The sequence below is a fragment of the Methylocapsa palsarum genome (assembly GCF_900114285.1).
Taxonomy (GTDB): domain Bacteria; phylum Pseudomonadota; class Alphaproteobacteria; order Rhizobiales; family Beijerinckiaceae; genus Methylocapsa; species Methylocapsa palsarum.
In genome coordinates this window covers 98,519-122,361 of sequence record NZ_FOSN01000009.1, presented here as the reverse complement: position 1 = coordinate 122,361, position 23,843 = coordinate 98,519, and the positions used below count along the sequence as shown (strand labels likewise).

20 protein-coding genes and 1 tRNA gene are annotated in these 23,843 nt (G+C 61.6%); 10 read left to right on the top strand and 11 right to left on the bottom strand.

What is annotated here, in order from left to right:
* Window positions 1-194: 194 nt before the first annotated feature.
* The 3 genes from BM177_RS11670 to BM177_RS11660 all read right to left on the bottom strand — a co-directional run bounded on the left by BM177_RS11670 (window position 195) and on the right by BM177_RS11660 (window position 3,621).
* The gene (locus tag BM177_RS11670) at window positions 195-1,790 is read right to left on the bottom strand and encodes a serine hydrolase (protein ID WP_425284392.1); all 1,596 of its coding nucleotides are present in this window, start codon (window positions 1,788-1,790) and stop codon (window positions 195-197) included.
* Between the two features lie 96 nt (window positions 1,791-1,886).
* Entirely contained in the window at window positions 1,887-2,666 is a 780-nt protein-coding gene (locus BM177_RS11665) for a TIGR01458 family HAD-type hydrolase (protein WP_091682475.1), read from the bottom strand.
* Window positions 2,667-2,835: 169 nt separating this feature from the next.
* Window positions 2,836-3,621 (bottom strand): bestrophin-like domain, encoded by a 786-nt coding sequence (locus BM177_RS11660; RefSeq protein WP_091682472.1) that lies wholly within the window; start codon window positions 3,619-3,621, stop codon window positions 2,836-2,838.
* Between the two features lie 730 nt (window positions 3,622-4,351).
* Here BM177_RS11660 and BM177_RS11650 point away from each other — a divergent pair.
* The 3 genes from BM177_RS11650 to BM177_RS11640 all read left to right on the top strand — a co-directional run bounded on the left by BM177_RS11650 (window position 4,352) and on the right by BM177_RS11640 (window position 9,550).
* Window positions 4,352-7,051 (top strand): putative bifunctional diguanylate cyclase/phosphodiesterase, encoded by a 2,700-nt coding sequence (locus tag BM177_RS11650; protein WP_175492586.1) that lies wholly within the window; start codon window positions 4,352-4,354, stop codon window positions 7,049-7,051.
* Between the two features lie 191 nt (window positions 7,052-7,242).
* Window positions 7,243-8,055, top strand: a complete 813-nt coding sequence (locus tag BM177_RS11645; protein ID WP_139223595.1) for a hypothetical protein — start codon at window positions 7,243-7,245, stop codon at window positions 8,053-8,055.
* A gap of 100 nt (window positions 8,056-8,155) precedes the next feature.
* A complete protein-coding gene (locus tag BM177_RS11640) occupies window positions 8,156-9,550 on the top strand; it encodes an O-antigen ligase family protein (RefSeq protein WP_091682463.1) in 1,395 nt (464 codons plus the stop codon).
* Between the two features lie 40 nt (window positions 9,551-9,590).
* On the opposite strand, the gene BM177_RS11635 is transcribed toward BM177_RS11640, so the two are convergent.
* Window positions 9,591-10,289 (bottom strand): P-loop NTPase family protein, encoded by a 699-nt coding sequence (locus BM177_RS11635; protein ID WP_091682460.1) that lies wholly within the window; start codon window positions 10,287-10,289, stop codon window positions 9,591-9,593.
* 283 nt (window positions 10,290-10,572) lie between these two features.
* Here BM177_RS11635 and BM177_RS11630 point away from each other — a divergent pair, with 283 nt between their 5' ends.
* Entirely contained in the window at window positions 10,573-12,066 is a 1,494-nt protein-coding gene (locus BM177_RS11630) for a GumC family protein (protein ID WP_091682458.1), read from the top strand.
* Between the two features lie 20 nt (window positions 12,067-12,086).
* On the opposite strand, the gene BM177_RS11625 is transcribed toward BM177_RS11630, so the two are convergent.
* Window positions 12,087-12,644: a L,D-transpeptidase gene (locus BM177_RS11625; RefSeq protein WP_091682456.1), complete on the bottom strand. Its 558-nt coding sequence runs from the start codon at window positions 12,642-12,644 to the stop codon at window positions 12,087-12,089.
* Between the two features lie 345 nt (window positions 12,645-12,989).
* On the opposite strand from BM177_RS11625, the gene BM177_RS11620 reads away from it, so the two are divergent.
* The 6 genes from BM177_RS11620 to BM177_RS11590 all read left to right on the top strand — a co-directional run bounded on the left by BM177_RS11620 (window position 12,990) and on the right by BM177_RS11590 (window position 17,271).
* Window positions 12,990-13,322, top strand: a complete 333-nt coding sequence (locus tag BM177_RS11620; protein WP_091682605.1) for a YidB family protein — start codon at window positions 12,990-12,992, stop codon at window positions 13,320-13,322.
* A gap of 162 nt (window positions 13,323-13,484) precedes the next feature.
* On the top strand, window positions 13,485-13,898 hold the full coding sequence (locus BM177_RS11615) for a DUF3597 domain-containing protein (RefSeq protein ID WP_091682453.1): 414 nt from the start codon (window positions 13,485-13,487) through the stop codon (window positions 13,896-13,898).
* A 413-nt stretch (window positions 13,899-14,311) separates the two neighbouring features.
* Entirely contained in the window at window positions 14,312-15,250 is a 939-nt protein-coding gene (gene ku / locus BM177_RS11605) for a non-homologous end joining protein Ku (RefSeq protein WP_091682449.1), read from the top strand.
* A gap of 77 nt (window positions 15,251-15,327) precedes the next feature.
* Window positions 15,328-16,428 carry an aminotransferase class III-fold pyridoxal phosphate-dependent enzyme gene (locus tag BM177_RS11600; protein ID WP_091682603.1) on the top strand — a complete coding sequence of 367 codons (1,101 nt, stop codon included), beginning with the start codon at window positions 15,328-15,330 and terminating at the stop codon, window positions 16,426-16,428.
* 137 nt (window positions 16,429-16,565) lie between these two features.
* Complete coding sequence (locus tag BM177_RS11595; protein WP_091682446.1) at window positions 16,566-16,883, top strand: hypothetical protein; 318 nt, start codon at window positions 16,566-16,568, stop codon at window positions 16,881-16,883.
* 19 nt (window positions 16,884-16,902) lie between these two features.
* Window positions 16,903-17,271, top strand: coding sequence for an aldehyde dehydrogenase (locus tag BM177_RS11590; RefSeq protein WP_244532276.1), 369 nt, complete (start codon window positions 16,903-16,905; stop codon window positions 17,269-17,271).
* Window positions 17,272-18,054: 783 nt separating this feature from the next.
* On the opposite strand, the gene BM177_RS11585 is transcribed toward BM177_RS11590, so the two are convergent.
* The 6 genes from BM177_RS11585 to fabA all read right to left on the bottom strand — a co-directional run bounded on the left by BM177_RS11585 (window position 18,055) and on the right by fabA (window position 23,691).
* Entirely contained in the window at window positions 18,055-19,839 is a 1,785-nt protein-coding gene (locus BM177_RS11585) for an amidohydrolase (protein WP_091682443.1), read from the bottom strand.
* 143 nt (window positions 19,840-19,982) lie between these two features.
* A complete protein-coding gene (locus tag BM177_RS11580) occupies window positions 19,983-20,501 on the bottom strand; it encodes a nucleoside deaminase (protein WP_091682597.1) in 519 nt (172 codons plus the stop codon).
* Between the two features lie 332 nt (window positions 20,502-20,833).
* Window positions 20,834-20,923: transfer RNA gene (locus BM177_RS11575), tRNA-Ser, on the bottom strand.
* A 99-nt stretch (window positions 20,924-21,022) separates the two neighbouring features.
* Window positions 21,023-21,880 (bottom strand): enoyl-ACP reductase FabI, encoded by an 858-nt coding sequence (gene fabI / locus BM177_RS11570; protein WP_091682440.1) that lies wholly within the window; start codon window positions 21,878-21,880, stop codon window positions 21,023-21,025.
* Window positions 21,867-23,090 carry a beta-ketoacyl-ACP synthase I gene (fabB, locus tag BM177_RS11565; protein WP_091682593.1) on the bottom strand — a complete coding sequence of 408 codons (1,224 nt, stop codon included), beginning with the start codon at window positions 23,088-23,090 and terminating at the stop codon, window positions 21,867-21,869. Before fabB ends, fabI begins: the two co-directional genes overlap by 14 nt.
* 88 nt (window positions 23,091-23,178) lie before the next feature.
* Entirely contained in the window at window positions 23,179-23,691 is a 513-nt protein-coding gene (gene fabA, locus BM177_RS11560) for a bifunctional 3-hydroxydecanoyl-ACP dehydratase/trans-2-decenoyl-ACP isomerase (protein WP_091682439.1), read from the bottom strand.
* Window positions 23,692-23,843: the final 152 nt, after the last annotated feature.

Here is a 23,843-nt window from a genome sequence, read left to right as displayed (position 1 = left end):
TTCTCGCGGGTGTGTTTACCCGATATTTCCGGCATCGCTAAAATTTGTTCGCGTGATAATGCCGCCCGGCTGTTCCGCAAATGCTTAATCCATTGAGCTCAAAGTATATTCGTCGATCCCGGCGACGCATGACGACAGCGGATGCGGGGTCTTCGCCGCTCAATCCTCGCCGACTTGCTCGCGCCGCTCGTTCATCATTTCGCGGTTCGCTTCAGTACACCCATTCCGAAGCCGTTGAAATCGCCGATGGTCATCTGGCCCGCCTTTTGGTCCGGGCCGATTTCGAAGGCGGCGCCCGACAGGTTCGGCGTGTCCTTGGCGGGGCGGAAAAAGAAGCTGTCGCGATCAAAATGCGTCAGCGGAAAGCTCGCATCGAGGCTTGGCCCGAGCCGCAGAACAAGGCCGCCGCCCTCCTCCAGGACGACGGCCTCGCCGATAAAGTCGTTGGCGTAGCGTCCTGCGTAGGCGGAAAAAGGAAGCGCTTGCGATTGCGGAGAGGCGGCTTTCTCGTAGACGGCGCCCGCCGCGGCGCCCTGGTCGAACATCGAGGCGAACAGCCGGTTCCACTTCGAGAACCAGTCCTCGCCGACGCGGCCGTCGAACACGAGGTCGAAGAAGGAATCCGCGAGCCCTTCCGGCGCGCCGGTCGGAAAGGCGTTCGCGAGCACCACGATCCCGAGGTCCGCACCGGGGCTGAGTTTCACCAGCGTTCGCGCCCCCGCGCTGAAGGCGGCCGCATGACCCCATTCGGGGCCACGGGCGCCGAACTCGGCGTTCCAGCCGAGACCGTAAAACGAGGCGGCCCCGGTGACCGGATTCTTGCCTCGATCGATCAGGGGCGCGTGCGTGCGCGCGATCGCCTCCGGATTGATGGGAATGGCGGCGGCGCGGCCGTTTGCGTAATCGAGTTCAAGCAGCATCCATTTGGCGAGATCGCGCGCCGTCGAGCTGACGCCGCCGGCCGGCGCCTGCGCATCCGGCCGCCTTTTGACCGCCGCCCGCCACTGGCCGCCGTCCAATATATGCAGGGCGGCGCGATTGGAGCGGTTCACAAAATCGGCGTAACGCGCGCTGGTCGAAGTCATTCCAAGCGGCTTGAACAGCTTGTCCTCGGCGACCTCTTCCCAGGGTTTTCCCACTGCCCTGGCGGCGGCGGCGCCGCCCTCGGTGAACCCGAAATTGCTATAGGAATAACCCGCTCGAAAGCTGCTCGCCGGAGGGACGAATCGAAGTCGGCGCAGGATCTCGGCGCGGTCATAGCCGATTGCTTCGAGTTCGTTGCCCGCATCGCCGGGCAGGCCGCTGCGATGGGCGAAGAGGTCCGTCAAGGTCAGTTCGGACGTCGGATAGGGGTCGGCCAGGCGAAAGCCTGGGTCGAGATCGGCGATCTTCGCATCCCAGGAGGCGATGTCTTTGCCGATCATCGCGGCGACGATCGTCGAAGTGATCGGCTTCGACAAAGACGCCAGCTGGAAGACGGTGTCCGCGTCGACCCGTTCCGGTTTCCCAATTTCGCGAAGCCCGAAGCCCTTGAGATAGACGAGCTTGTTCTGGAAGACGACGGCGACCGAAAGGCCGGGGACGGACTTGTCCGAACCTGATTCGCCCGGTCCTGATTTACGCTCGACGAGCTTGTTGGCGAGCGCCTCCAATTTGGGAAGGGCGTCCATCACGCTTTTTTGCGTGAGCGCAGCCGCTTCCGCCTTGGGCAAAAACATCGTGGCCGCCAACATCAGCGCGGCCGCCGCGCTGGCCGATCGAACGCCGATCGCCGTCGATGTGCGCGTCACTGGCCGCCCCCGTCGCTCATCCAAAGTCGCCGCGAAACTGCCGGGCGTCAAGTCGAAGGCGCCGTCCTTCAGCGGCGAGGCCCCGTTCCGACGGGCTCAACCCAACAACCATTCAACCGCCGCCTCAAGGTTATCGGCGACGAAGGTTGGCCTCGCCGCAAGCAGATCCTCCTGCCCCGTGCGATATTTTCCGGTGCGCACGAGAACGCCCTTGAGACCGGCCGCCATGGCGCCTCCGACATCGGCTTCCGCGTCATCGCCAATCATCACGGCCTCGCTCGGCGCGCATCCGAGGTCTTCGACCGCGCGCAGGAAAAACGCCGAAGCCGGCTTGCCAAGGACGGTCGCGGTTCTGCCCGACGCAAATTCCAGCGCCGCCGCGAACGGACCGGCGTCGAGGCTCAATTCGTGATCGCGATCAAGGAAGTTGCGGTTTTTGGCGAGAGCGAGAAAATCGGCGCCATGAACGAGTTTCCGATAAGCCTCGTTCAGGAGATCGTAAGTGAAGAATTCGCCGGCGTCGCCGACGACGACAGCTTCGGCCGCTCCAGGCTCGAGGCCGGCGAAATCCTCCCGCAGATCCGGATGCGTCACCAGAAAAGGCGCCAGTTTCCGACTCGTCAGAAAGTCCCGCGCCATCGCCGAGGGAGTCAGCACGTCCGCTTGCGAGGCGGCGAGCCCAAGCAGCGCAAGATCCTCGACGATCCGGCGGCGCGGCCGGCGGGTCGTGTTGGTGACGAATTTCAGCGGAATCCGCAATGCGCCCAGCCTGCGGACCGCGTCGATCGAACCCGGCAAGGCTCGGCCCCCAACGCAAATCACGCCGTCGATGTCGAGCAGGAGGGCTTTGATCGAGGGAAGACCAGCTAAGTCCAATGCGCCCGCTCCCACAATCCAGCCTTTTCCATTATCCGATCGAGTTCGCGAACAATCGCCTTTTCACCGGATTCGTTTGTCCCGCTTCACTGTATTCAGACGGCGCAGGCGCCGTCGCCGAACCTGCATTGATCATCTCGGGCGCGGTCTTGGCCGGCGCGGCGATGGTCTACGGCTTCATCAACGTGTTGTACACGAGCTCGATCGAATCGGGCGGCCCGCTAACCAGACCGCGAAACGGATTGTCCAACGCCGCGGTCAGGAAGATCACGGCTCCGAGAATCGACGCGAGAATCGCGCCGAGAATCAGATGAACATGAATCTCCATGTCCTGCATCCAGATCAGGATGATGTTCATGAGCGCGCCGAACGCGACGACCCACCACAAGATCGCGGGCAAGCCAACGGTCACATCCGCAAGGCGCGACCGGCGAATTTCGATCAGATGATTGAACTGCCGCAGCGTCTCCGCGTGGATGATCTCCTGGCTTTTTTTGGTCGGCTCGAAGGCGTACAGAGGCTTTGCGAGCGCATTCATGCGGTCGGTCCCGCCCGAGGGAACAATCCCCTTGCGCTGTAGCGACCAACCCTCCTCGATCGTGTAGCGGGTATATTCGCGCAGATCGGACTGCAATTCGGCATTGAGCGGCGCCGGATAGGCGCCGAAGTCGCGATGGAGAGCCGCGATGCTGGAGGCCTCCTTATCGACGACGTCGCTGACGGTAGCGTAGTTCTGATAGGTCGCGACGGCAAGCAGGCCGAGGAGCAGGCCGAACAGCACAAAGAAACTGGACAGCGCGAAGCCGACCATTTCGTTCGCGCGCGGCTCCCTGTGGATCCAGGAATGAACCGTCCGGCGGGTCAGAAAAATTCCGGCCCAGGTCGTCGCCACAAAAACCGCAACGAACAGGCAGCCGATCAGCCAGCTCGGATAATCATAGATCCAGTACAGCATGCCGTGCGTTATCCTGATTTCAACACCGATGGCGCCGATCGGCCGCCGCGCGAGTTGGCTCCGTCACATGTTCGCGCGAGGGTCCGCCCGGACGAATAGAGCAATTCAGCCGTCGGCGGGAGTCCGGACGCCGCGAGAATTCGCGGCAAGGGCGACGCTTCGCCGATGACGTTCGGCGTGATCTTTCGGGCCTCCGCGGTCGAAACTCGCGTCAAGCGACGGCCTCGATTCGCCATCGGCTTCCCCGGGTTACGCCGCCTGAGTTTATGTTGACGATTCGCATAATTTGATTATTATTCAAGGCCTCATTCGAGACAAGTGTAAGAAACTATATAAAAGATCGGCAAAGCAATTTTAGACAATTCCTTGATTAAGGCTTTATGAGAGCTTGAGTTTTACTGGGTTGATTTCAGTAGAGAGTCTGAAACTCTTCTATATATAAGGTAGATTTGAAGCGCTTAGGCGCCGGAGACTTCGCGATCGGTCAAGCGGATCGGCGATAAAAGAACAAGTACGGCAGGCGACGCCGCAGCGCCGGACTGGCATCAGGCCGCGCCTGCCGGCTTGCCGCCGAATCTCGACGCCGCTGCTTTCTTAAAAGAGGCTTCGCGCTCAACCGTCCCGTTTCAGACTCCGAACGCACATGACTGGTTCATTGCCCACATGACTGGTTCATTGAATGAAATCGCCGCAGGATCGCCTCGAGAGTTTTCGAAAGAATGACAGCGACATGATGGAGGAAGCAACGAACGGCGCGCTCGCGTCTTCAATCCGCAGGCGGATCACGATCGGTTTCCTGGTTCTCCTGATCCTCCTTGTGGCGCTCGCGGGTGTGGCGGTCTGGCTGATCGAACCGGTCGAGGTCGGCGCAACCCTTGTCCGGGAAGACACAGAGAGAGCCGAGGCCGCCACCGCGGTCTCCCTGCAGGTCAGCGACGCGCATGCGTTTATGGCGCAATACGCTTTGTCGGCGAGCGCCGCCGATCAAAAGGCCGCTCAAGGCGGCGTCACAGGACTTGATGCGGCGATCGAACGGATGACGCGAGGGCGGTCCGACGACGGCGGCCTCGTCGAACTCGCGCGCCGTTACCGCGGCGGCGCCGACAGCACCTTCGCGGCCGTCGAACTGCGGCGAGCCAGCATCGAGCGCATGCAGTCCGCCGGGGCGGAAATTCATTCGATCACCTCCGCCATCGAAGACGCGTTGCAGCGCGAGACGGATGCGGAGAAGATCCGCCGCGGAATGCGATTGGGAGCAACCTTCCATGAGGCCGACCGGGCGGCTTTACGATTCCTCGCCTCGCGGAGCCCCGAAGATCTCGACGTCGCCAGGGGCGCGCTCGCGACCTTGCCTAAAGGGGCCGACGAACTCGGCGTCCTGCTCCGGGAAAATCATCGTATCAAGCAGCTTCTGACCACCCTCGCAAAACCACTTTCCGTTTACGATCAGTCGCTTCAGAGCGTGATCCGGGCGGACGACGATCTGCGGCGCCTCTCCACCGAACTGAACGCCGCGAGCGAAAGCGCGTTGGGCGCCGCCGCCGTGGAGCACGCGCGCGCTTTGAAATCGGAGCAGACGGCCGTCGCGTCCATGCTGGATCGCGTCCGTTCGGTGCGGGGACTGCTCATTGGCGCCTCGCTTTCCGCGGTCGCGATCGGCCTCGTTCTCGCAATCCTGAGCGGCCGGGCGGTGATGACGCAGTTCCGCAAGCTGGAAGCGGTGCAGGACGCCCTGCAAAAAAAGTCCACCATGCTGGAGACCACTCTGGCGAATATGGATCAGGGTCTCATCATGACGACCCCAGAACGCACAGTGGGCGTCGTCAACGAGAGCGCCAAGCGGCTATTGGATTTGCCTTCGTCGCTCGTGCGTGAAGGCGCGCCTTTTGACGACGTGATCGAGTATCAGCGCAAGCATCTGGAGCGCGCGGAAACGGGCGAGAATATCAGGGCTGTCCCCAGGGGGGACGCCCGCCTCGACCATCCACACTCGTGCGAATTGCGCAGTCCCAACGGAACTGTCCTCGAAATGCGCAGCGTGCCGTTGCAGGGCGGCGGCGTTGTTCAGACCTATACCGACATCACTGAACGCTCCCAGGCGGAAGAGAAGATCATCTACGCCGCGCATCACGACGTTCTGACCTGCTTGCCGAACCGCGCATTGTTCGAGGAGCGGCTCGGCGACGCGATCGCCAAAGCGACCCGCACCGGCTCACACATCGCGGTGCTATTTCTCGACCTCGACCGCTTCAAGCTGGTCAACGACACGCTGGGTCACTCTGCCGGCGACGAACTTTTAAAGATCGTCGCAAACCGCATGCGGCAGGAGATGCGCGCAAGCGACACGCTCGCCCGCGTCGGCGGGGATGAATTCGCGGTCGTCATACCGGACCTTTCAAGCCTTGAGGCGGCCGTAAACACCGCGGAGCGGCTGCGCGGAGCGGTCCGCAACCCGTACCTTCTATCGCAAGGCAAGGCGATCATCGGCGTCTCGATCGGAATCGCCTGCTATCCCATCCATGCCGGCGCTCCTGATCAACTGCTGGATCTGGCGGACCTTGCATTGTATCGCGCCAAAGCGATCGGCCGCGACGCGTGCTGCGTCTACGACGAGGTTCTGGACGTCAAGAATCAGGATGAGATGATCCTCGAAAGCTCCTTGCAGTTTGCGCTGCAGGAGCGCCAGTTCGAGATTGCCTATCAGCCGATCTGGGAAGTGCGCGCGCAAAGGATCGTGGGGGTCGAGGCGCTCGTTCGCTGGCGCCATCCGGTCAAGGGACTGATCTACCCTGACAGCTTTATTCCCCTGGCCGAACGGACCGGGCTGATCGTCGAACTCGGACAATGGGTGATGGAGACCGCCTGTCGGGAAGTCGCGGCCTGGCCGGCGCCCATCGCTTTGTCCGTGAACATAGCTCCCCCGCAATTGCGCCGCGGCGAAATTGTGCAGGAGTTGCGCGATCTCCTCGTCAATACGCAATTGCCGGCGTCGCGGCTGAAGCTTGAGATTGCTGAAAGCCAGTTGTCCGAGGATACGCCGGGGATGAGCGCCACCCTGTCGTCGCTGCGGGATCTTGGCGTGGGGCTCACTCTCGACGGTTTCGGCACCGGCTCCTCGAGCCTCGTCACGCTACGCTCGTTTCCCTTCGCCGACATCAAGATCGACCGCCGTCTGACGAAGGAAATCGCGCAGGATCTCCGGTCACGGAGCCTCTTTGAGGCTATCTTGCATGTCTGCCGGATCTTGAAGATGGATTGCATCGCGGAGGGCGTCGAGACGAAAGAGCAATTCGCGCTGTTGCAATCTTTCGGTTGCGCCTACGCGCAAGGTTTCCTGATCGGCAAGCCAGAACCCGCGGCGGCGATGCGCGAGACGCTTTGCCGCATTGCGGCCGGAGAACGGCCGATGGCCCCGGTTGCGCCGGTTTGACCCGCAGGATGTTTCGGAGAACCAATGGCGCGGCTATAAGGTCAAAGCCCGCCGCTCCGGGGCGACGCGCCCGTGAAGACGACTAAACAAAACGATTGCGGTTTGCGGGAGAACGGATCATCGGTAAAATTGAAATGTGCGCATCACCTGAAGATAAAAGTCCAGCAACCGTGCCTAAGGGCGATGCGGCGTTGCGTGTTGTCATCGTCGCCTCGGTCCTCACGTTCGCGGCGCCGGCCTTTGCACAGACGCAATCCCCGATCGCGCAGGACGCCTCCCATGTTACGGGCGTTGCCGAACCTGGGTCCTTTCTTTGCGATCAGACGCAAGATGGTGGGATCACTTGCAATCCGACGCCCCTGCTGCCGTGCGGTTCGCCGGTTCCCTTGCGCGGAGGCTCGGAATCGATGGCGCATTTCTATTGCGAGTCGCAGATACCGGACCGCGTCAAGGACGATCCCGGGCGGAAACTCTTTCCCCGCAGGAACGCCATCGTAACCTGCATGACGAAATGGCGGAAAAGCAACCAGCTGGGGCTCGCCGCGGCGCAAAAAAACTCTACTGCGACTCATGTCGCTCGTCCCCCGGAGCAGGAAACTCCGAGGCAGGCGAAACCGGTTGGCGCCGAAGATCAGGGCGTCGCGCAAACCTCTCCCCCGAAGTTGGAGGATAACGCGCCGAACGCCGGGCTGAAGCCTCAGAGCCCGCCAACAAAGCCCGATGTCGCCGGAATCTCCGGAGCCGGATCGTATTCCTGCGACTGGTCGAAAGCAGGGGCGCTCAATTGCCAACCTATTCCCGTGCTGTCATGCGGCACGTCCAGGTTGAACTCCATCGACTCGGAAGAGAAGGCGCGTGAGAATTGCGAGAATTTTGTTCCGCAGAGCATTCAGGATGAGCCGGAGCGCAAACTCTTTCCGCGCAAGACCGCCCTCGCGAGCTGTCTGAACAGGTGGCGGATGAGCAGGGAACACCGCCAAATGCCGGTCAAACAGGGAAAATAGTCTTGGCGCAAGGGCGCGTCACGGAACGCGGCTTCGACCTGATCGCCGCCGTCCCGCGCGCACCTGCCATCCCGCGCGCATCTGGAGGATCACTGAAGTGATGCGGTACGGCGAATCCGTCGCGCGCCGCCCGCCCCGCCCCGCCGGGCGGCGGTTTCGTCCGCTTGAGATCGAATGGCTCCGCGGCGCGACGATGTTCGATGCGTTTTTGCGCGGCATCCCCGTGCTTTGGGGCCTTGGCGTATTGACGCCAGCGGGAGCGCTGATGCTCGGCAAGCTCGCCTACGAGCGCTGGCCGCGCGGCGCCCTTGTCAATCTCGTCGTCTACAGCTGGATCGCTATCGGCGTTTCGGCGGCCTGCGCCGCCATCCTCAACGGGATCGCCATCGACGACTTCGCCAAGGGATTTGGAAACGCCTTCGGGTTTGGCGTTTTCGGTTGGGTCTTCGGCGCGCTGGCTATAGCAGCCGGGGCGGCTCATCGCCTCGACGACGCCAGGACCATCAGGGCGATGACCATGGTCGGCGGCTATATCATCATTCTTGGCGCGATCGCCGCCGTCGCTCGCGCCTTCGGGATGCGGGAACTCGAATTGTGGCCAACGCCGCTGGGATTGATCCTTCCGAGCAGCCCTTCGGTGTCATTCTACACCGTGACCTCGGTCTTTCAGTCCGAGGAGACCCTCGGCGAAGCCTCGATGCGGCTGATTTTGTTTTTCCCATGGACCACAGGGCTTGGCCTTGGCGGCCTCGCGATCACATTCATCAGCGCTCTCGAACGCGATCTGCGGCGGCGTTTCGTCGGCGTCGGCGGCGGGCTCGTCGCAGTCGTGTTCAGCAAGAGCCGCATCGCCATCGCGACTCTCGTGGCGGTCGGGGCGCTCCTCGTTTTTCTCAAACTGCCGTTGCGGTGGCGCATTGTCGTCGTCGGCCTTGCCATTGTAGGCTTTTTCATCGCCAGCATTAACGGATTTGATCCGATCGAAACGGTGAAGCTGCTGCGGGATGAAATCAACGGCGCCCGCGCCGGATCGAGCCTCGCCCGAGAGTTGATCTATGAGAAAAGCTGGGAGGGATTTCTTCAATCGCCGCTCATCGGACACGGCTGGATCGGCGAATCCGTTCATAAAAGAGAAGTGCTCCCCATCGGAAGCCACTCCACGATTTACGGTCTCGCCTATACCGGGGGAGCGCCGACGCTCGCCGCGTTTTTCTTCGCTCTCGCCGCGACATTGGCGGCTCTGGCCTGGCGCCTGAGGCGCCTGGCTTACGGCGACCCTCGCCGCGATCGCATGCTTGTCGGCCTCGGGCTGGCGCTCTGTCTCGCAATCTTCTGCAGGTATGAGACCCTGTCCAACCTCACGCTGCCCTGTCTGTTTCTTTTCACATGGATCGGCGCCTGTCTCGCCGACAGCCTTGAACGAGACGGTCCGACAGGCGACGCTTTTGGCTCGGGCAAACGCAACGCCCGCGTTTCGATGATAGACCGCCCTTGAGCGCATCGGCGGCGCCCGGCTTGTCCTGCGAAACTCGTTATCAGAGCCAGCCGCTCAGCCAGCGCGGAAGGTAGGTTTTGGAGCGATTGAAAACGACGCCGACGATTTGTCCATCGAAGCGCTCGATCGCCTGCTTCGTTTCGGCGACCGCCTTGCGCGAGGTCGTCTCCGCGTCAATCACCAGAACCGTGCAGTTGCAAAAGCGGGCGAGGGCGAGAGATTCGGGAGAGAGACTGACGGGAGGACAATCGAGGACAACGATCGGAAAGATTTTCCTGGCCAATTTGAACAGGTTGCCGAGACTGGCGGCGTTAATGTTCAATCGCGCGTCCTTCGTCGTCGAAAGTCGCGCGATCCCGATGCCGAGGTGGCCTGGAGCCGCATGAATTGCTTCGTTGATCCGGCCGGTTTGTAGGAAGGAATCAATCAAGGAGAGCGATCCTGGCGTATTGGACGCGCTCGGATTGCAATCGATCAAAAGAACCGGATTTCCGGCCTGTGAAGCAGCTATCTCGACAAAGCTTGACGCGACCGTACTCACGCCTTCGCCAGGAACAGAGCCGACGAATTGAAGAATATAGGGCTGATGCCCCGTATTCAATGAATCGATCGCATGAAACAGCTGGACGAATTCCGAAATTTGCGGATGCGACGCGTCGGACCTCCATGGCACCAGCTGATTGTCCAGAATTGCCGAATCAAGATCGGCGACGCCAATTTCCTCGACCGCTTTTATCATTAGTCCCGCCGCCAAAAAGAGCCGACAGACAAGCGCATTTCAAAAGCCCGACGTCATGCTGGACGTTTATGGAAGAGAGTTATAAATTAATGACGAATATCTATCTGTCATTCATATAACCGCCATCAACCCGCGAGTCGAGAGCGTCGCCCGCCGGAAGATGGGAGCATTTTCAATGTATTTCCCCGATCTGGCCAAAGCGACGGGTTCATCGGATTAAGGCTGCAAGGGGCCGCGGCGGGACCCCGAGGCGCAAGGATTCACCGAGGCGCAAGGATACACAATGTCCGATTTGATCAGAAGGCAGGACGTTGCTTCATACACTCAAGCTGCGGCCAGGGCCGGCCGACAGCAGGATATGGTCGATTCGAGCTTCCTGAGGCCCGAAGCCTCCCTGTTGCGCTGGATCCTCGACGGCTTTGTCAAAAGTTGGCGGCGCATTCTTTTGGCCATGGCGGCGACTCTCGGACTCACGCTCGCGATCATTTTACTCATCAAACCTACATTCGTCGCTAATGCGACCTTGCTGGTGCTTTTGTCGTCGGAATATTCGCCGCGCGCAGCAGGCGACGATGCGAAATCGGCCGCCATCGTGCTGGAGCGAGACGCCGTCCTCAAGAATGAGGTTGAAATCCTGACAAGCCCGACGCTCGAAAAGGAGACCTTGCGAAAGGTCGGACTGGAACGCGTCTATCCTGACTTCCTGAAACCGCCGGGTTTGCTTGCGCGCTTCTCCAGGTTTCTCTCCGCAATCCCCGGCGATGTCGGCGCTTTTTTCGGCTCGAGCGCCGCTCCGCCGCGCGTCATCGAACCCCTCGATATCGCCGCCCAAAAGTTCGCCAAGGATTTGACCGCCGCTCCCGACAAGGCCGGCAATATCATCGTCGTGAGTTTCCGCAATTCCGACCCTGTCGTCGCCGCGGAAGTCGTGAATGAACAGATCAGCGCCTATCTCGCCAAACGACAGGAGCTGTTGCGCGATACCCAAACGAAGGCCCTGTCCGGTCAGGCGGAAGCGCTGCGAGCCGAACTCGATCAGGCGGGCCGCGACTACGCCGAATTCAAGGCGAAGAACAATATATCCGATTACGGCACGCAGCGTCAGTTTCTGCTGCGCGAAAAAAGCAACACCTCCCAGGATCTCCAGCAGGCCGATCGCAGTCTGGCGCAGGCCACCCAGCGCCTGGCGGTGCTGCAACAAGAATTCGATAAATTGCCAAAGGACGTCGTGCAATATCGAAACGTCCAGAGGGTGCTGCCCCGCGCCCGCACTGTGGTCCTCGACACCCTCGAAGTGGACCGCAGCCGCGTGCAACAGGAACTTGAAGCCGCCAAGGCGCGCCACGGCGCGGATGTGTCGCAACTGGCCAAGCTCGACGATGAACTGAAAAGTCTCGAAGAGAAAGAATTCGAGCTGGAGCGTCTCGACAGAAAACGCAAGCTGGTCGACGAGAATTTCCGCTCGGTGGTCAAGGCGCTGGACGATCGCGCGCTTCAGGAGGACGTCATCGCCAAGAAGACCGCGAACGTCCGCGTCATCCAGGAGGCCGAGACGCCGGTGGCCCCGACCAATGTGCGCCTGGTTGTCTTCGCCGCCGGCATCTTGTTGACGTGCTTTGCTGGGTTCCTCGCCACGATTCTGTCAAACGTTTTCCGTCGCGGTTATCTCTCGCAGGAAGCAGTGGAACATGATCTTGGCCTGCCGGTGCTGGTGAGCCTTCCGCTGTTAAGCTCGCCGCCGCAGCCTATCACGCCTCCCGACGCGGCGAAGCCATAAGGGCAAGGCCGGGCGCGGCCTCATTGAGGCGAATAATCAGTCTCCCACGGCGATTCGGAGGGGGATCCGAAGGGGCTGTAGAAGCGCCTTTTCCTGCGCCGATGCTTGGGGGCCCGACCGCCGTCATCGTCTCGATCGATGTTCGCGGTCTGGCTCGCCGCGCCGCTGATTTCGATCGTCGCCCCGTAGCGTTCGACCCACGAATAGAGCAGCCTGGCGTGCGGGACCGACAGGCGGATGCAACCGTGCGACGCGGCGCGGCCGAGACCGCCATGACTGGAGCCATGGATCGCCGCGCCTTGTGAAAAGAAGATGGAATAGGGCATCGGCGATTGATCGTATTCGTCGGAGAAATGATTGGCGTCCATCCGCTGAACCGTAAAGGAGCCCGTCGGCGTTTCGAACCCCTCGCGCCCGCTCGAAACCTTCCAGACCAGACTGTCGCCGTTGGCCTTGGTGACCGTCATTTCCTGAGCGTCGAGGTCGACGGAAATTATCACTTTCGCGTTCGCGGGCGGCGCAAATGCAGCGTGAACCGAAGCGTGAGCGCAGGCGATAAGAAAAACTAATTTTCGCATATCTACAATCCTTTACATATCAGCAAATTCTTCAAACCCATGGGATTAACCGTGAGCGTAACAGCGCGCCCAGCGTCTTGCAGCCCGCCGCGGTCCTGATGCTCACCCCGGGAAGACTTTGCGCATTGGCGCTTTCGGGATAGTGTGATCTGGCATCGCCCGGGTCAGGTTTGCCTGACGACCACAATCTTGATCGTCCCGCTTGATCATCCCGGCCTGGCCAAATGTTGTAGGATCTCATGTTATAGGAAACGCCGGCCTGGAGATATCTGCGGATCAGATGCGGCGCCTTGCTTGTTCGAGCCTACAAGGGTCGGGCGGCTCTTTTCGAAGAAGGAGAAACATATGGGGTGGTTGCAGGGAATTCTGGGCGGCGTCGTCGGCGCCGAGGCTTTATCCGTAGTCAAGGGATACCTCGAGAAGCACGGCGGCTTTGACGGAGTCGTCGCGGAACTCGAGAAAACCGGCTATGGCCAGCAGGTCAAATCGTGGATCAGCACCGGCCCCAATCTGCCGATCAGCGCCGACGATATCAAACAGGCGCTAGGCTCCGAGAAACTGAAGGAAATCGCCGCGTCGACCGGGATCCCGCTCGACAAGGCCGCTGATTACCTGGCTCAGCATCTGCCGGCCGCCATCGACAAGGCCACTCCGGACGGCAAGCCGCCGGTCGCCTGAGGCTGTCGTCACATTGTCCTACAGTTTTTGAATCCGCAGCGATTTCTGATCGACCGAATGATCACATTCGCCCGGAAAGCGCGCTCCAGGCGCCGCCGGGCCGCATCGAAGCCCGGCGGTTTCGATTAAGATAACGCGACCATTCCAGAAAAGGAGCGGACGATGAGCATTTTCGCAAGCATCATGGGGAAAATTTTCGGCGCTCACAAAGCGCCCGACGCGGCGGCTGCAGCGCCCGGTTCGACGACCGTCGCCGCCACGACCGCGCCCGCATCCTCCGCGGCAGGATCAACGGCGACGCCCGCCGTTCCCGCTGGATCGGTGGACGTGGCCGCCATTCTCGATTCCCTCGACGAGAAGACCCCCGAGACCCTCGACTGGCGCAAGTCAATCGTCGATCTGATGAAACTTTTGGGGCTGGACAGCAGTCTCGCCGCTCGCAAGCAGCTTGCTTCGGAACTGCACTACAGCGGCGACACGAACGATTCCGCGTCGATGAATATCTGGCTCCACAAGGAGGTTATGGCGAAGATCGCCGCCAACGGGGGGAAACTCCCGGCGGACCTGACGAGCTGAAACCAACATCAGGCTGTTTTTTCGCCCGGAGCGGCCGGCAGGAGCGCCGCCGCAAACACAAAGAGCTGTGCAACGATCGGGACGGGAATCCGAACGCCGCGCGTCGTTCCTCGAACGCGCGGTCCCGGTCGAAGCGCTTCAACCCAGCAACCGGCGAGCGGAGAATTGCGGCCGACGGGCGCAAGCGGCTCGATGAGAGAGCCGCCTTTTAGCGAAATTTCGCGGTCAACGTTTCTGGCTTCTACGCTCAAGCTCATAGAGCTTGGCCTCAGGTCCGCAAGGACAGTAACGATCGGCTCCCGGAGCCAACCCGGCACGGCCTCAGTCCAACGTTGTCGCCCTCGCTGGAGAGGCGATTGACTCTTCCGCCGAAGCGCTCAGACTATTGCGGCCTTTCGTTGCAGGAGCGCCCAATGGCCCCGTCTCGTCCTTACTGGAAGGGCTATCTCAAGCTCTCGCTCGTGTCCTGTCCGATCGCGCTCTATAGCGCGGCGTCTTCCACCGAGCGCGTGGCGTTCAAGCAGATCAACAGGAAGACCGGCAACCGGCTGAAACAGCAGATGGTCGATGAGGAAACCGGGGAGGTCGTGGAGACGGCGGACAAAGGCCGGGGCTTTGAAATCGCCAAGAATACCTATGTCGCCGTCGATGACGAGGACATCGACGCGATCGCCATCGAGAGCAACCATACCATCGACATTGACAGTTTCGTTCCGCGCGTCCAGATCGACGAGCGCTTCCTTGAGAGTCCGTATTATCTCGTTCCAGACGACCGCGTCGGACAGGACGCCTTTGCCGTGATCCGCGAGGCCATGCGCGGCAAGGGCATGGTCGCCATCGGCCGGGTGACGCTCGCCAAGCGCGAGCGCGTCATGATGCTACAGCCCTGGGACAAAGGCCTTCTGGGCGTGATGCTGCGCTTCGCCTATGAGATCCGCGACGCCTCCCTCTATTTTGGCGATCTTCCCGATCTCGTCATTCCGCCGGACATGCTGAAACTGGCGGAGCACATCCTCGACTCAAAGACCGCTGATTTCGAACCCTCGCAGTTCAAGGACCGCTACGAAGAGGCCATGGTCGCGATGCTGAGGTCCAAACAGGCCGGAGCGCCGGCAAAGCAAATCAAGGCCGCCTCCCCGGAAAATCCAAACGTCATCAACTTGATGGAGGCGCTCAAGCGCAGCCTCGCCGCCGAGCCGAAAACGGCTCCCCCTTCAAAATCGAAAAAGCCGCGCAGGAAAATGGAAGGTCAGGGCGAAATGCTGCTTCCGATCACAGGGAAAGGACCGCCGAAGGCCGCCGCGCCGAAGCAGCCGGCCGCAAAGCCGAGAACGTCGAGAAAAGCGGGATAGCGCAATTTTCTCGATTCGTGTTGACGGCGGCTGCTTTCGAGGAACCGCAGGGAAATCTCTCAGGAACCGCAGGAAACATGTCGGGCTCATCGCCATCTCCACCCGGGGCCGCCGAAATTCTCGAGCCGCCCTCAGACGATGGCGCGTACGAAGCGCGCCAGTTCGATTTTTCTGGCGCGTTCGGCGGAGTTGAGGCGAGCGTGGCGCAAGCCGCTGATCCGCCCGACGCCGCGGCCCTTTCATCCGGCCTCGATCAGGAGGCGCCAGGAAGCGCCGGAGGCCTCATCGAAAAGCTGATCGCTCTGTCTTTCGGCGACCGGGCGTTCCTGCTGCCCTCCGAGGCCGTGGCGTGGAGGACCGCGATCGACGCCATCCGCCGCTCGCACCAGGCTGCCGGGCGCCCCAAGCGGCGGCGCCTGATCGTCTGCGCGGGCGCCTCCGCCGCTTCCGGCCCGGCGCCTGCGGGTCTTGAGGGCGACGACGAGGTCACGCTCCTTCAGACGGACGATCTTGGCGCCTTGTCCGGAGCGATCAAGCCGAACACGGCCGGGGTTCTCATTGCGCCGGTCAGGACCGGGAACGGCCTCGACGTGCTCGACGGAAGATTGCTCGCGGGACTGCGCGAAATGGCGGACGAATACGGGCTCGTTCTCGCCTTCGACGAAACGTTCTGCGGCCTGGGGCGCTCCGGGATGGTCTGGGCTCACGAATGGACCGGCGTCACCCCGGATTTGATGATCTCGACGCGTGGGCTTGGAAACTCCTTGCCGCTGGCGGCTCTAGTCGCCACGCGAAAAGTCGCGCAGGGCGCGCCAGCGAACCTTCCGCCAGCCGATCCCGCGGCGATCGCCGCGGCGCATGCGATGATGGACGTCCTGTCGGCGCCGGGATTCGAAGAACGCGTGCAGAACCGGGCCTGGCGGCTCGAGGACAGGCTCGGCGCGCTCGTCCGTCAACGCAGCGACATGTTCAAAGGGCTGCGCGGCGTCGGCCTCATGCAGGGACTTCTCTGCGCCCGCGAGGCCGAACCGTTACGCGCCAAACTCGCCGAACGGGGGCTTCTGACGCGCGTCATGGGGTCCGTTCTCGGCATCTTTCCGCCTCTGAGCGTCGAGGAGAGCGACATCGATTTGGCCGTCGACATCCTCGCCGAGGTCTGCGCGGGCGAGGGCGCCTGACGCCGCTCCCGGCCTCCTCCCGCCGACTGGAAGCCATTGAGGTCCGGCGAGGACCGGCGCAGAATGATGCGCCGGTCGCCGATGTCGCGCGGGAACGCTGCGCAAAACGGCCGCCGGATCGAACATGGAGAGGAGATATGAGCGTTATCGAGCACGAGTTCGGAAAGAAAAAGCGTGAAACGGTGCGCCAGTTCACATCGCTGTTGACCTTGGACGCCTTGCACGAGGCCAATGTCGTTTCGAATCCTGTTCCCTATCTCGAGCGGGCAAGCGAGCAGATCTATCAACTCGAAAAAGCCCTGTGCGAAGCCCTCGACGCCGCCGCGGCGCCGCTGGAGGGAGCGCCTTCCGCGGAGATGGTCATGGTGAACGCCGATGAATATCGACGTCTCCTGAACTGTCGGGCTATTGTTGAGAAAGCTCTCGTCCAAAGAAGGTCGAGCGGCGAAGATTAAAGCCGGATTTCGCGCCGGAATGCTGTTTCGCGGTCGCGTCAACATGCACAGCGGCGAGCTTACCGAACAAGGGCTGGCGAACCAGGGAAGGCAAAGTGAAATCATGACGAACGTCACGATCGTCGACGAAATCAACCAGGACGACATGTCGAGAAAGGCGGGCCTTTATCTCTACGTCGACACGAGGCTGTGGATCGATAACGGCATTGTGCACCGCGAGGATGGGCCGGCAATTGTCTCTCCTGACGGCTCCAAACGCTGGTTTCTTCAAGGCAAGGAACGCACGCGCGAGGTGAACTCCTGGTTTCATCAAAACGCGTGGCCGGTGGAGCGCGGCCTCGACACCCCGGAGAAGCTGGCGCAGTTCAAATCCAGCTTTCTTTGCTGATTGCCCGCGACGGCGGTCTCCCTGCCGCGAGGCGCTTTGGGCCGCCGATGAGATGTAGCGCAGATCCATTGTCTGAAGCGCCGCTGGCGACGCATCATCCGGCGTTTTTCGAGGGGACGGATACCAGAACTGTTTCTGAGTCGTCGAATTGTCGCAGGGCCCTCTTTTTTGATTGACCCACGCGATCTGGAGGTTCAGCATAGCTCTACATTGCAGCGGTGAAGTCAGGTGAACCGCCTGATTGTCTCGGCCAGCTGATCGAGCGGGACCTCGAATCCAGGCGCAATGAGCGGGGCTGCAGCTGTCGTTGCGGCAGCCCAGTCCCTTCGAGGAAGAAGCGTGCGAGGGAGCATGACTCCACCTTGGCATACACTCTGACCTTCGTCAGGTCGCCGGCGTGGCGAAGATATCAGCGCTGATTTCTGAACCCGCCACATTGCTATCACCCCTAACGGGAAGCGTTGCGCGAAGGCCAAGCGCAATGCGCACCCTGTTAGATCTGGAAAATCCCGGAGGACTTCGCAGGTCGAAGTCGAGCGGCCCCGTTTAGCCTCGCGCTACGGGGCCTTTTTTCTTTTTTGTCTCGGTGCACTTTTCGCCAAGACCGCGCCTTCGCCTACACTACGCCTTCACCAACACCGCGCCGCGGGCGCGAACTCCCCAGAGGTTTGTCCCAAAGTTCTTGGACCCCAAAGTTCTTGGACCCGCGATTGCGCCGATCGGTGGCTCGCACTTGATCAACTCGGCGCAGAGGAGAGACGCCGGGCGCCTCGACGCGCAAGCTCAAGCCGAGAACTTCCGCTCCCCCGCAACCCATGTCTCGCTGACCTTGATGTTGGCGATCGCGTCCGGGCTCATTGTGTAGGGATCGCTTTCAAGAATCGTGAAATCCGCGTCCTTGCCCTTTTCCAGCGAGCCGAGGCGATCGCCCTGGCCGAGCTGGCGCGCGGCGTCGATCGTCACGGCTCGGATCGCATCATCGAGCGAAATGGCCTGATCGGGACCGACGACGGAATTGTCGATGATGCAGCGTCGGGTCATCGCCGTGCTGATGAGCGCGAGCGGCCCCGGCGGCGAACAGGGACCATCGGTATGGAGCGTGAAGGGAAGGCCCGCTTTCACGCAAGCCCCGGCGGGGTCCATGAAGGCGGCGCGTTCAGGCCCGAAAATCTGGTCTCGATAGGCGGCGCCGTAGTAGCGCACATGGTTCATCAGGAAGGTCGGCTGCACGTTGAGCCGCTTCATGCGCTGAATCTGGTCGGGCCGCGCCATCGTCGAATGCTCGATCCGGCAGACGCCAAGCTCGGTCGAGCCCGCGTAGGTTGCCTCGATCGCGTCGAGCGCGATATTGATCGTGTAGTCGCCATTGCAGTGGATCTGCACCGGCATGCCGAAGGCCTTCACGTCGGCGACCATCTGTTTCATCCGGGCGGCGTCGAAGTTCGGAAAGCCTTTCGAGGTCGAGTTCAGATAGGGTTTGGTCTGCGCCCCGGTTTCGGTCTGGTTGGAGCCGTCGCCGACGATCTTGACGCCATAGAGCGAGAAGAGGGAATTGGCGACGCTCGCGGCTTTCGGCCCGAGGCCAAGGCTGCGGAAGGGCGCAAGGCCCTTCATGTCGTCGTACATGACGCTCGCGCTGGTGCGGATGGCGAGCGTATTCGAGAGCTTGGCGAACGCCTCGATCCAGTCCGAGCGTATCGTGCCGGGCTCATGCAGCAGCGTGTTGCCGACGGAAGCCATGTGCCGGGAGAAATCCGTGATCGCCTTCGCCGCGACCTCGGGCGTGATCTTGCCGAGGAAATGGACCGCGAATTTGAGCATCGCGCTTTCCTCGTAGACGAGGCCGTTGAGCTTGCCGTCGGGCCCGTGGCCGAAATGGCCGCCGGCCGGCAGTTCGCCGACATCCTCGGAGATCCCCGCGATCTTCAGCGCCTCGCTGTTGACGCAGGCGTCGTGCCCATTGATGTAGCAGATGAAGATCGGATGGTCGGTCGAGATCGCATCGAGATCCGCCCGGGTAAGATCCCCTCCCTGCAGAAGGTTGTCGAAGTTGGCGCCGACGATCCAACGCCCTTTCGGCGCGCCGGCCGCTTCCTGCTTCAGATGCGCGAGGAGCTTTTCCCGAATCGGATATTTGGCGTAGCCGACGTCGTCGAGCAATCCATAGATCAGCGACGCGAGGATCGTGTGGCAGTGCGGGTCGATGAGACCTGGAAACAGCGTTCTGCCAGCGAGATCGACAATTTTGGTTTCGCCGGTCTTGAGACCCGCAAGGGCGCCCTCATCGCCGACAGCAAGCACCTTGCCGTCCTTGACTGCGACCGCCGAGACGGTCGGCGCGCCCGCCATCGGACGGATCGTCCCGCCGCGCAGAATCAGGTCTGCGCCGTCGTTCGCCGCCAACGCGGGCGCGGCGTTGAGGGCGCTCAGCGCGGATGCCGCGCCGACCGAATAGGCCAAGAACGCGCGCCTTGTGGGCAGGCCAGCCGCCTTGCCGAACAGGCCGGCCATCCCGCCGGAATGAAACTCGTCGCGAAGAAAGACCTGGTTGAAACACCCGCGGCACATCGTGAAGCCTCCTCGACCCGGCAGCCGAATTAAAGCATATTCCGATGGGATTGAATCCCTCCAATCGACAAGAACATGCTCAAGCTTTTGACCCTGGCGCGATTTCTGATCGATCGCATGACTTCATGCGATCGGAAAGCGCTCTAGTCTTCGATTGGGAGAGCTTCGTCGCTCAGTTTTGTTTGAACAGCGATCAACGCGTTTTTCCGCCAAATATCAAATGTGCGTTGACCCTCATGTGGAATAATCCGCAGCATACGGACTTGACGCATCAAGATTGGCTTTTGTAGCTCGGCATAAAGAAGGCGATCGTCAAACCCGGCGTCAGCGGCGGCTTCTCTATCGGTCGAAAAATAGACACGAGAGATTCGCGACCAATAAATCGCTGACATACACATCGGGCACGGCTCGGAACTCGAGTAGATGGCGCAACCATCAAGAAACGGGCTGCTCATTGCAGCGCATGCGTTCCTGATGGCGACGATCTCAGCGTGCGCGGTCGGATCATTATCGGCGTGAACACAATTGAACCCCTCCGCAATGACCTTGCCATTGGAGGCGATGACGGCGCCGAATGGCGGACCGGAGGCGTTGGAGATAGCCTCTTGTGAAAGCGCAATTGCGCGACGCATGAGCGCTTCATCATCCGCTGTATGATGCATCTCCGCCTCTTTCTTGGCCGCTGTCTCATTGCGTCTATGCCCGCTTTCGAGCTGAGCGCCAACCAAAGGGGCAATCGCGACGAAAGGGCAGTTCTGCTTTGGCAGCCTGCGCCTCGTCGGAAATCACATGAATTCCGTTTAGTCACCACGAAATTCTGTGGAAGCGCGCCACGAACGATTTTGCGCGGTCTTTTGTCCAATTCAGAGGCCGCCGCAGCCCCGTTTCAGACAGGCAGGCATCGGGCAATAGCGTGGATCGGCGGTTCGCCGCACCGCTTGGCGTCATGCGGCAATCGGCGGGAATAAGGGCTATAGAGGGAAAATGGCGGGGATGGCGGAGAGGGAGGGATTCGAACCCCCGATAGGCTTGCGCCTATGCCGCATTTCGAGTGCGGTGCATTCGACCACTCTGCCACCTCTCCGTGGTTCGCGGCGCGCGCGACGCGCCCGGGATGGGTCTGCGGCGCAGATAGCATGACGTCAGCGCGCGTACAAGCACAAGCCCTTGACGCCGCGCGAGCCTATTCCGCGGCTTCTCCCGACGCAGGCGCGGCGTCCGCCTTCATATTGCCCGGATGCGGCATCGAAATAATATTGTAGCCCGCGTCGACATAATGAATTTCGCCGGTCACGCCGCTCGAAAGGTCGGACAAGAGGTAAAGGGCCGAACCGCCGACGTCGACAATGTTGACGTTACGGCGCAGCGGCGCATGCGATTTCTGGAAGTTGAACATGAACCGGGCGTCGGTGATGCCGGCTCCCGCCAGAGTCCGGACGGGGCCCGCGGAGATGGCGTTGACCCGGACGCCCTGCGGACCGAAATCAGCGGCGAGATAGCGCACGCTCGCCTCCAGCGCGGCCTTGGCGACGCCCATCACATTGTAATTCGGCATCACCCGCGTCGCGCCGCCGAAGGTCAAAGTGACCATCGAACCGCCGCGGGGCATGAGGGCGGCGGCGCGGCTCGCCACTTCCGTGAACGAGAAAGCGGACACCGTCATGGTGCGAACAAAGTTCTCCCTCGTCGTGTCGGCGTAACGGCCCTTCAATCCCGCCTTGTCGGAATAGGCGAGACAATGGACGACGAAATCGAGGCTGCCCCAGGCTTTTTCGAGTGCGGCGAAGGTCGCGTCGACCGAGGCGAGATCCTCGACGTCGCAGGACATGATGAGGCTCGAGCCAAGGCTCTCCGCAAGCGGCTTGACCCGTTTGCCGAGCGCCTCACCCTGATAGGTGAAGGCGAGACCAGCGCCCTGTCCGGCGAGCGCCTTGGCGATCCCCCATGCGATCGAGTGATCGTTCGCGACGCCCATGACGAGGCCGCGCTTGCCCGCCATCAGGAGGCCGGCGCCGGCGACCGGCGGTTCAGGCGTCGACATGCTTGAAGACGATGCTGGCGTTGGTGCCGCCAAAGCCGAACGAATTCGAGAGCACGCCGCGCAACTGAACATTGTCGCGGCGCTTGCGGACGATGTCCATATCGGCGAAAGCGGGGTCAAGCTCCTCGATATTGGCGCTTTCGCAGATGAAGCCGCTTTGCATCATCAACAGCGAATAGACCGCTTCCTGGACGCCGGTCGCGCCAAGGGAATGCCCGGTCAACGACTTGGTCGCCGAGAGCGGCGGCGATTTTTCGCCCGAGCCGAAGACGGTCCGGATCGCCTCGATCTCTTTCAGATCGCCGATGCCAGTCGAGGTCGCATGGGGATTGATGTAGTCGATCGGCGTCGAAACATTTGCAAGCGCCATGCGCATGCAGCGCACCGCGCCTTCGCCGGACGGAGCCACCATGTCGTGCCCGTCCGAACTCAGGCCATAGCCGGCGATCTCCGCGTAGATTTTGGCGCCGCGGGCGCGGGCGCGCTCCAGTTCCTCGAGGACCAGCACGCCAGCGCCGCCGGCGATGACGAATCCGTCCCTGTTCTTGTCATAGGCGCGGGAGGCGACCGAGGGACGGTCGTTGTAGGACGACGACATCGCCCCCATCGCGTCGAACAGGACGGACATCGTCCAGTCGAGCTCTTCGCACCCGCCCGCGAACATCACGTCCTGCTTGCCGTACTGAATCATTTCATAGGCGTTGCCGATGCAATGGTTGGAGGTCGCGCAGGCCGATGAGATCGAATAATTCACGCCCTTGATCTTGAACCAGGTGGCGAGCGTCGCCGACGAGGTCGAGGACATGGCTTTTGGCACCGCGAAAGGCCCGATCTTTTTGGGCCCCTTCGTGCGCGCGGTGTCGGCGGCCTCGACGAGCGTGCGCGTGGAAGGGCCGCCCGAGCCCATGATGATGCCGGTGCGCTCGTGCGAAATCTCCTCGGGGGAAAGGCCCGCGTCCAGAATCGCCTGATCCATCGCGACATGGCACCAGGCGGTGCCGCCGGCGTGGAAGCGCATCGCGCGGCGATCGACCATGCCTTCGGGATCGAGCGTCGGGGCGCCGTGGACCTGGCTGCGAAACCCGAGCTCGGCGTATTTATCCGCCTTGACGATGCCGGACTTTGCTTCGCGCAAGGAGGCGAGCACCTCCTGGCTGTTGTTCCCGATCGAGGAAACGATCCCCATTCCGGTGACGACGACCCGTCTCATGAATATCTCCTGTCTCGCCGCTTCCGTCGGAAGAGGCGCAGCGGCCGGCAAAGGCCAAACGATTCCAGCTGAAAAGGGCGGCCGCCAGTCAGACCGGCGCCTGGAACAGGCCCACCTTCAGATCCTTGGCCTCATAGATACGGGTCCCGTCGGCCTCGAGCCAACCGTCCGCTATGCCCAGAATCAGCTTGGTTTTGAACACGCGCTTCAGATCCACCCCGTAAACGACGCGCTGGACGCTGGGAAGGACCTGATCGGTGAATTTGACCTCTCCGACGCCGAGCGCGCGGCCGCGCCCGTTGAGGCCAAGCCAGCCCAGATAAAAGCCCAGCAATTGCCAGAGGGCGTCAAGGCCAAGACATCCCGGCATGACCGGATCGCCTTTGAAATGGCAGCCGAAAAACCATAAATCCGGTTTGATCGCAAATTCCGCCCGCACGACGCCCTTTCCGCTCGGTCCGCCAGTTTCGGACAATTCAGCGATGCGATCGAACATCAACAGCGGGGGCAAGGGCAATTGCGGATTGCCCGGACCGAACAATTCGCCCCGCCCGCAAGCAATCAGGTCTTCATATTCAAAACTCGGGCGCCGCTCGCTCATTTCGTTTCACTCTCTCGTCCCCGCTCGCGGCCAGATGCCGGAATTGGCGGGGTTTGCGGCCTTCTAACACAGTGATTGGAAAGCCGAAAGCATAACCGCCTGCCGATTTTCATCGTGCGCCGCGTCATGCCCCCGAACCAAAGGAGATGCGC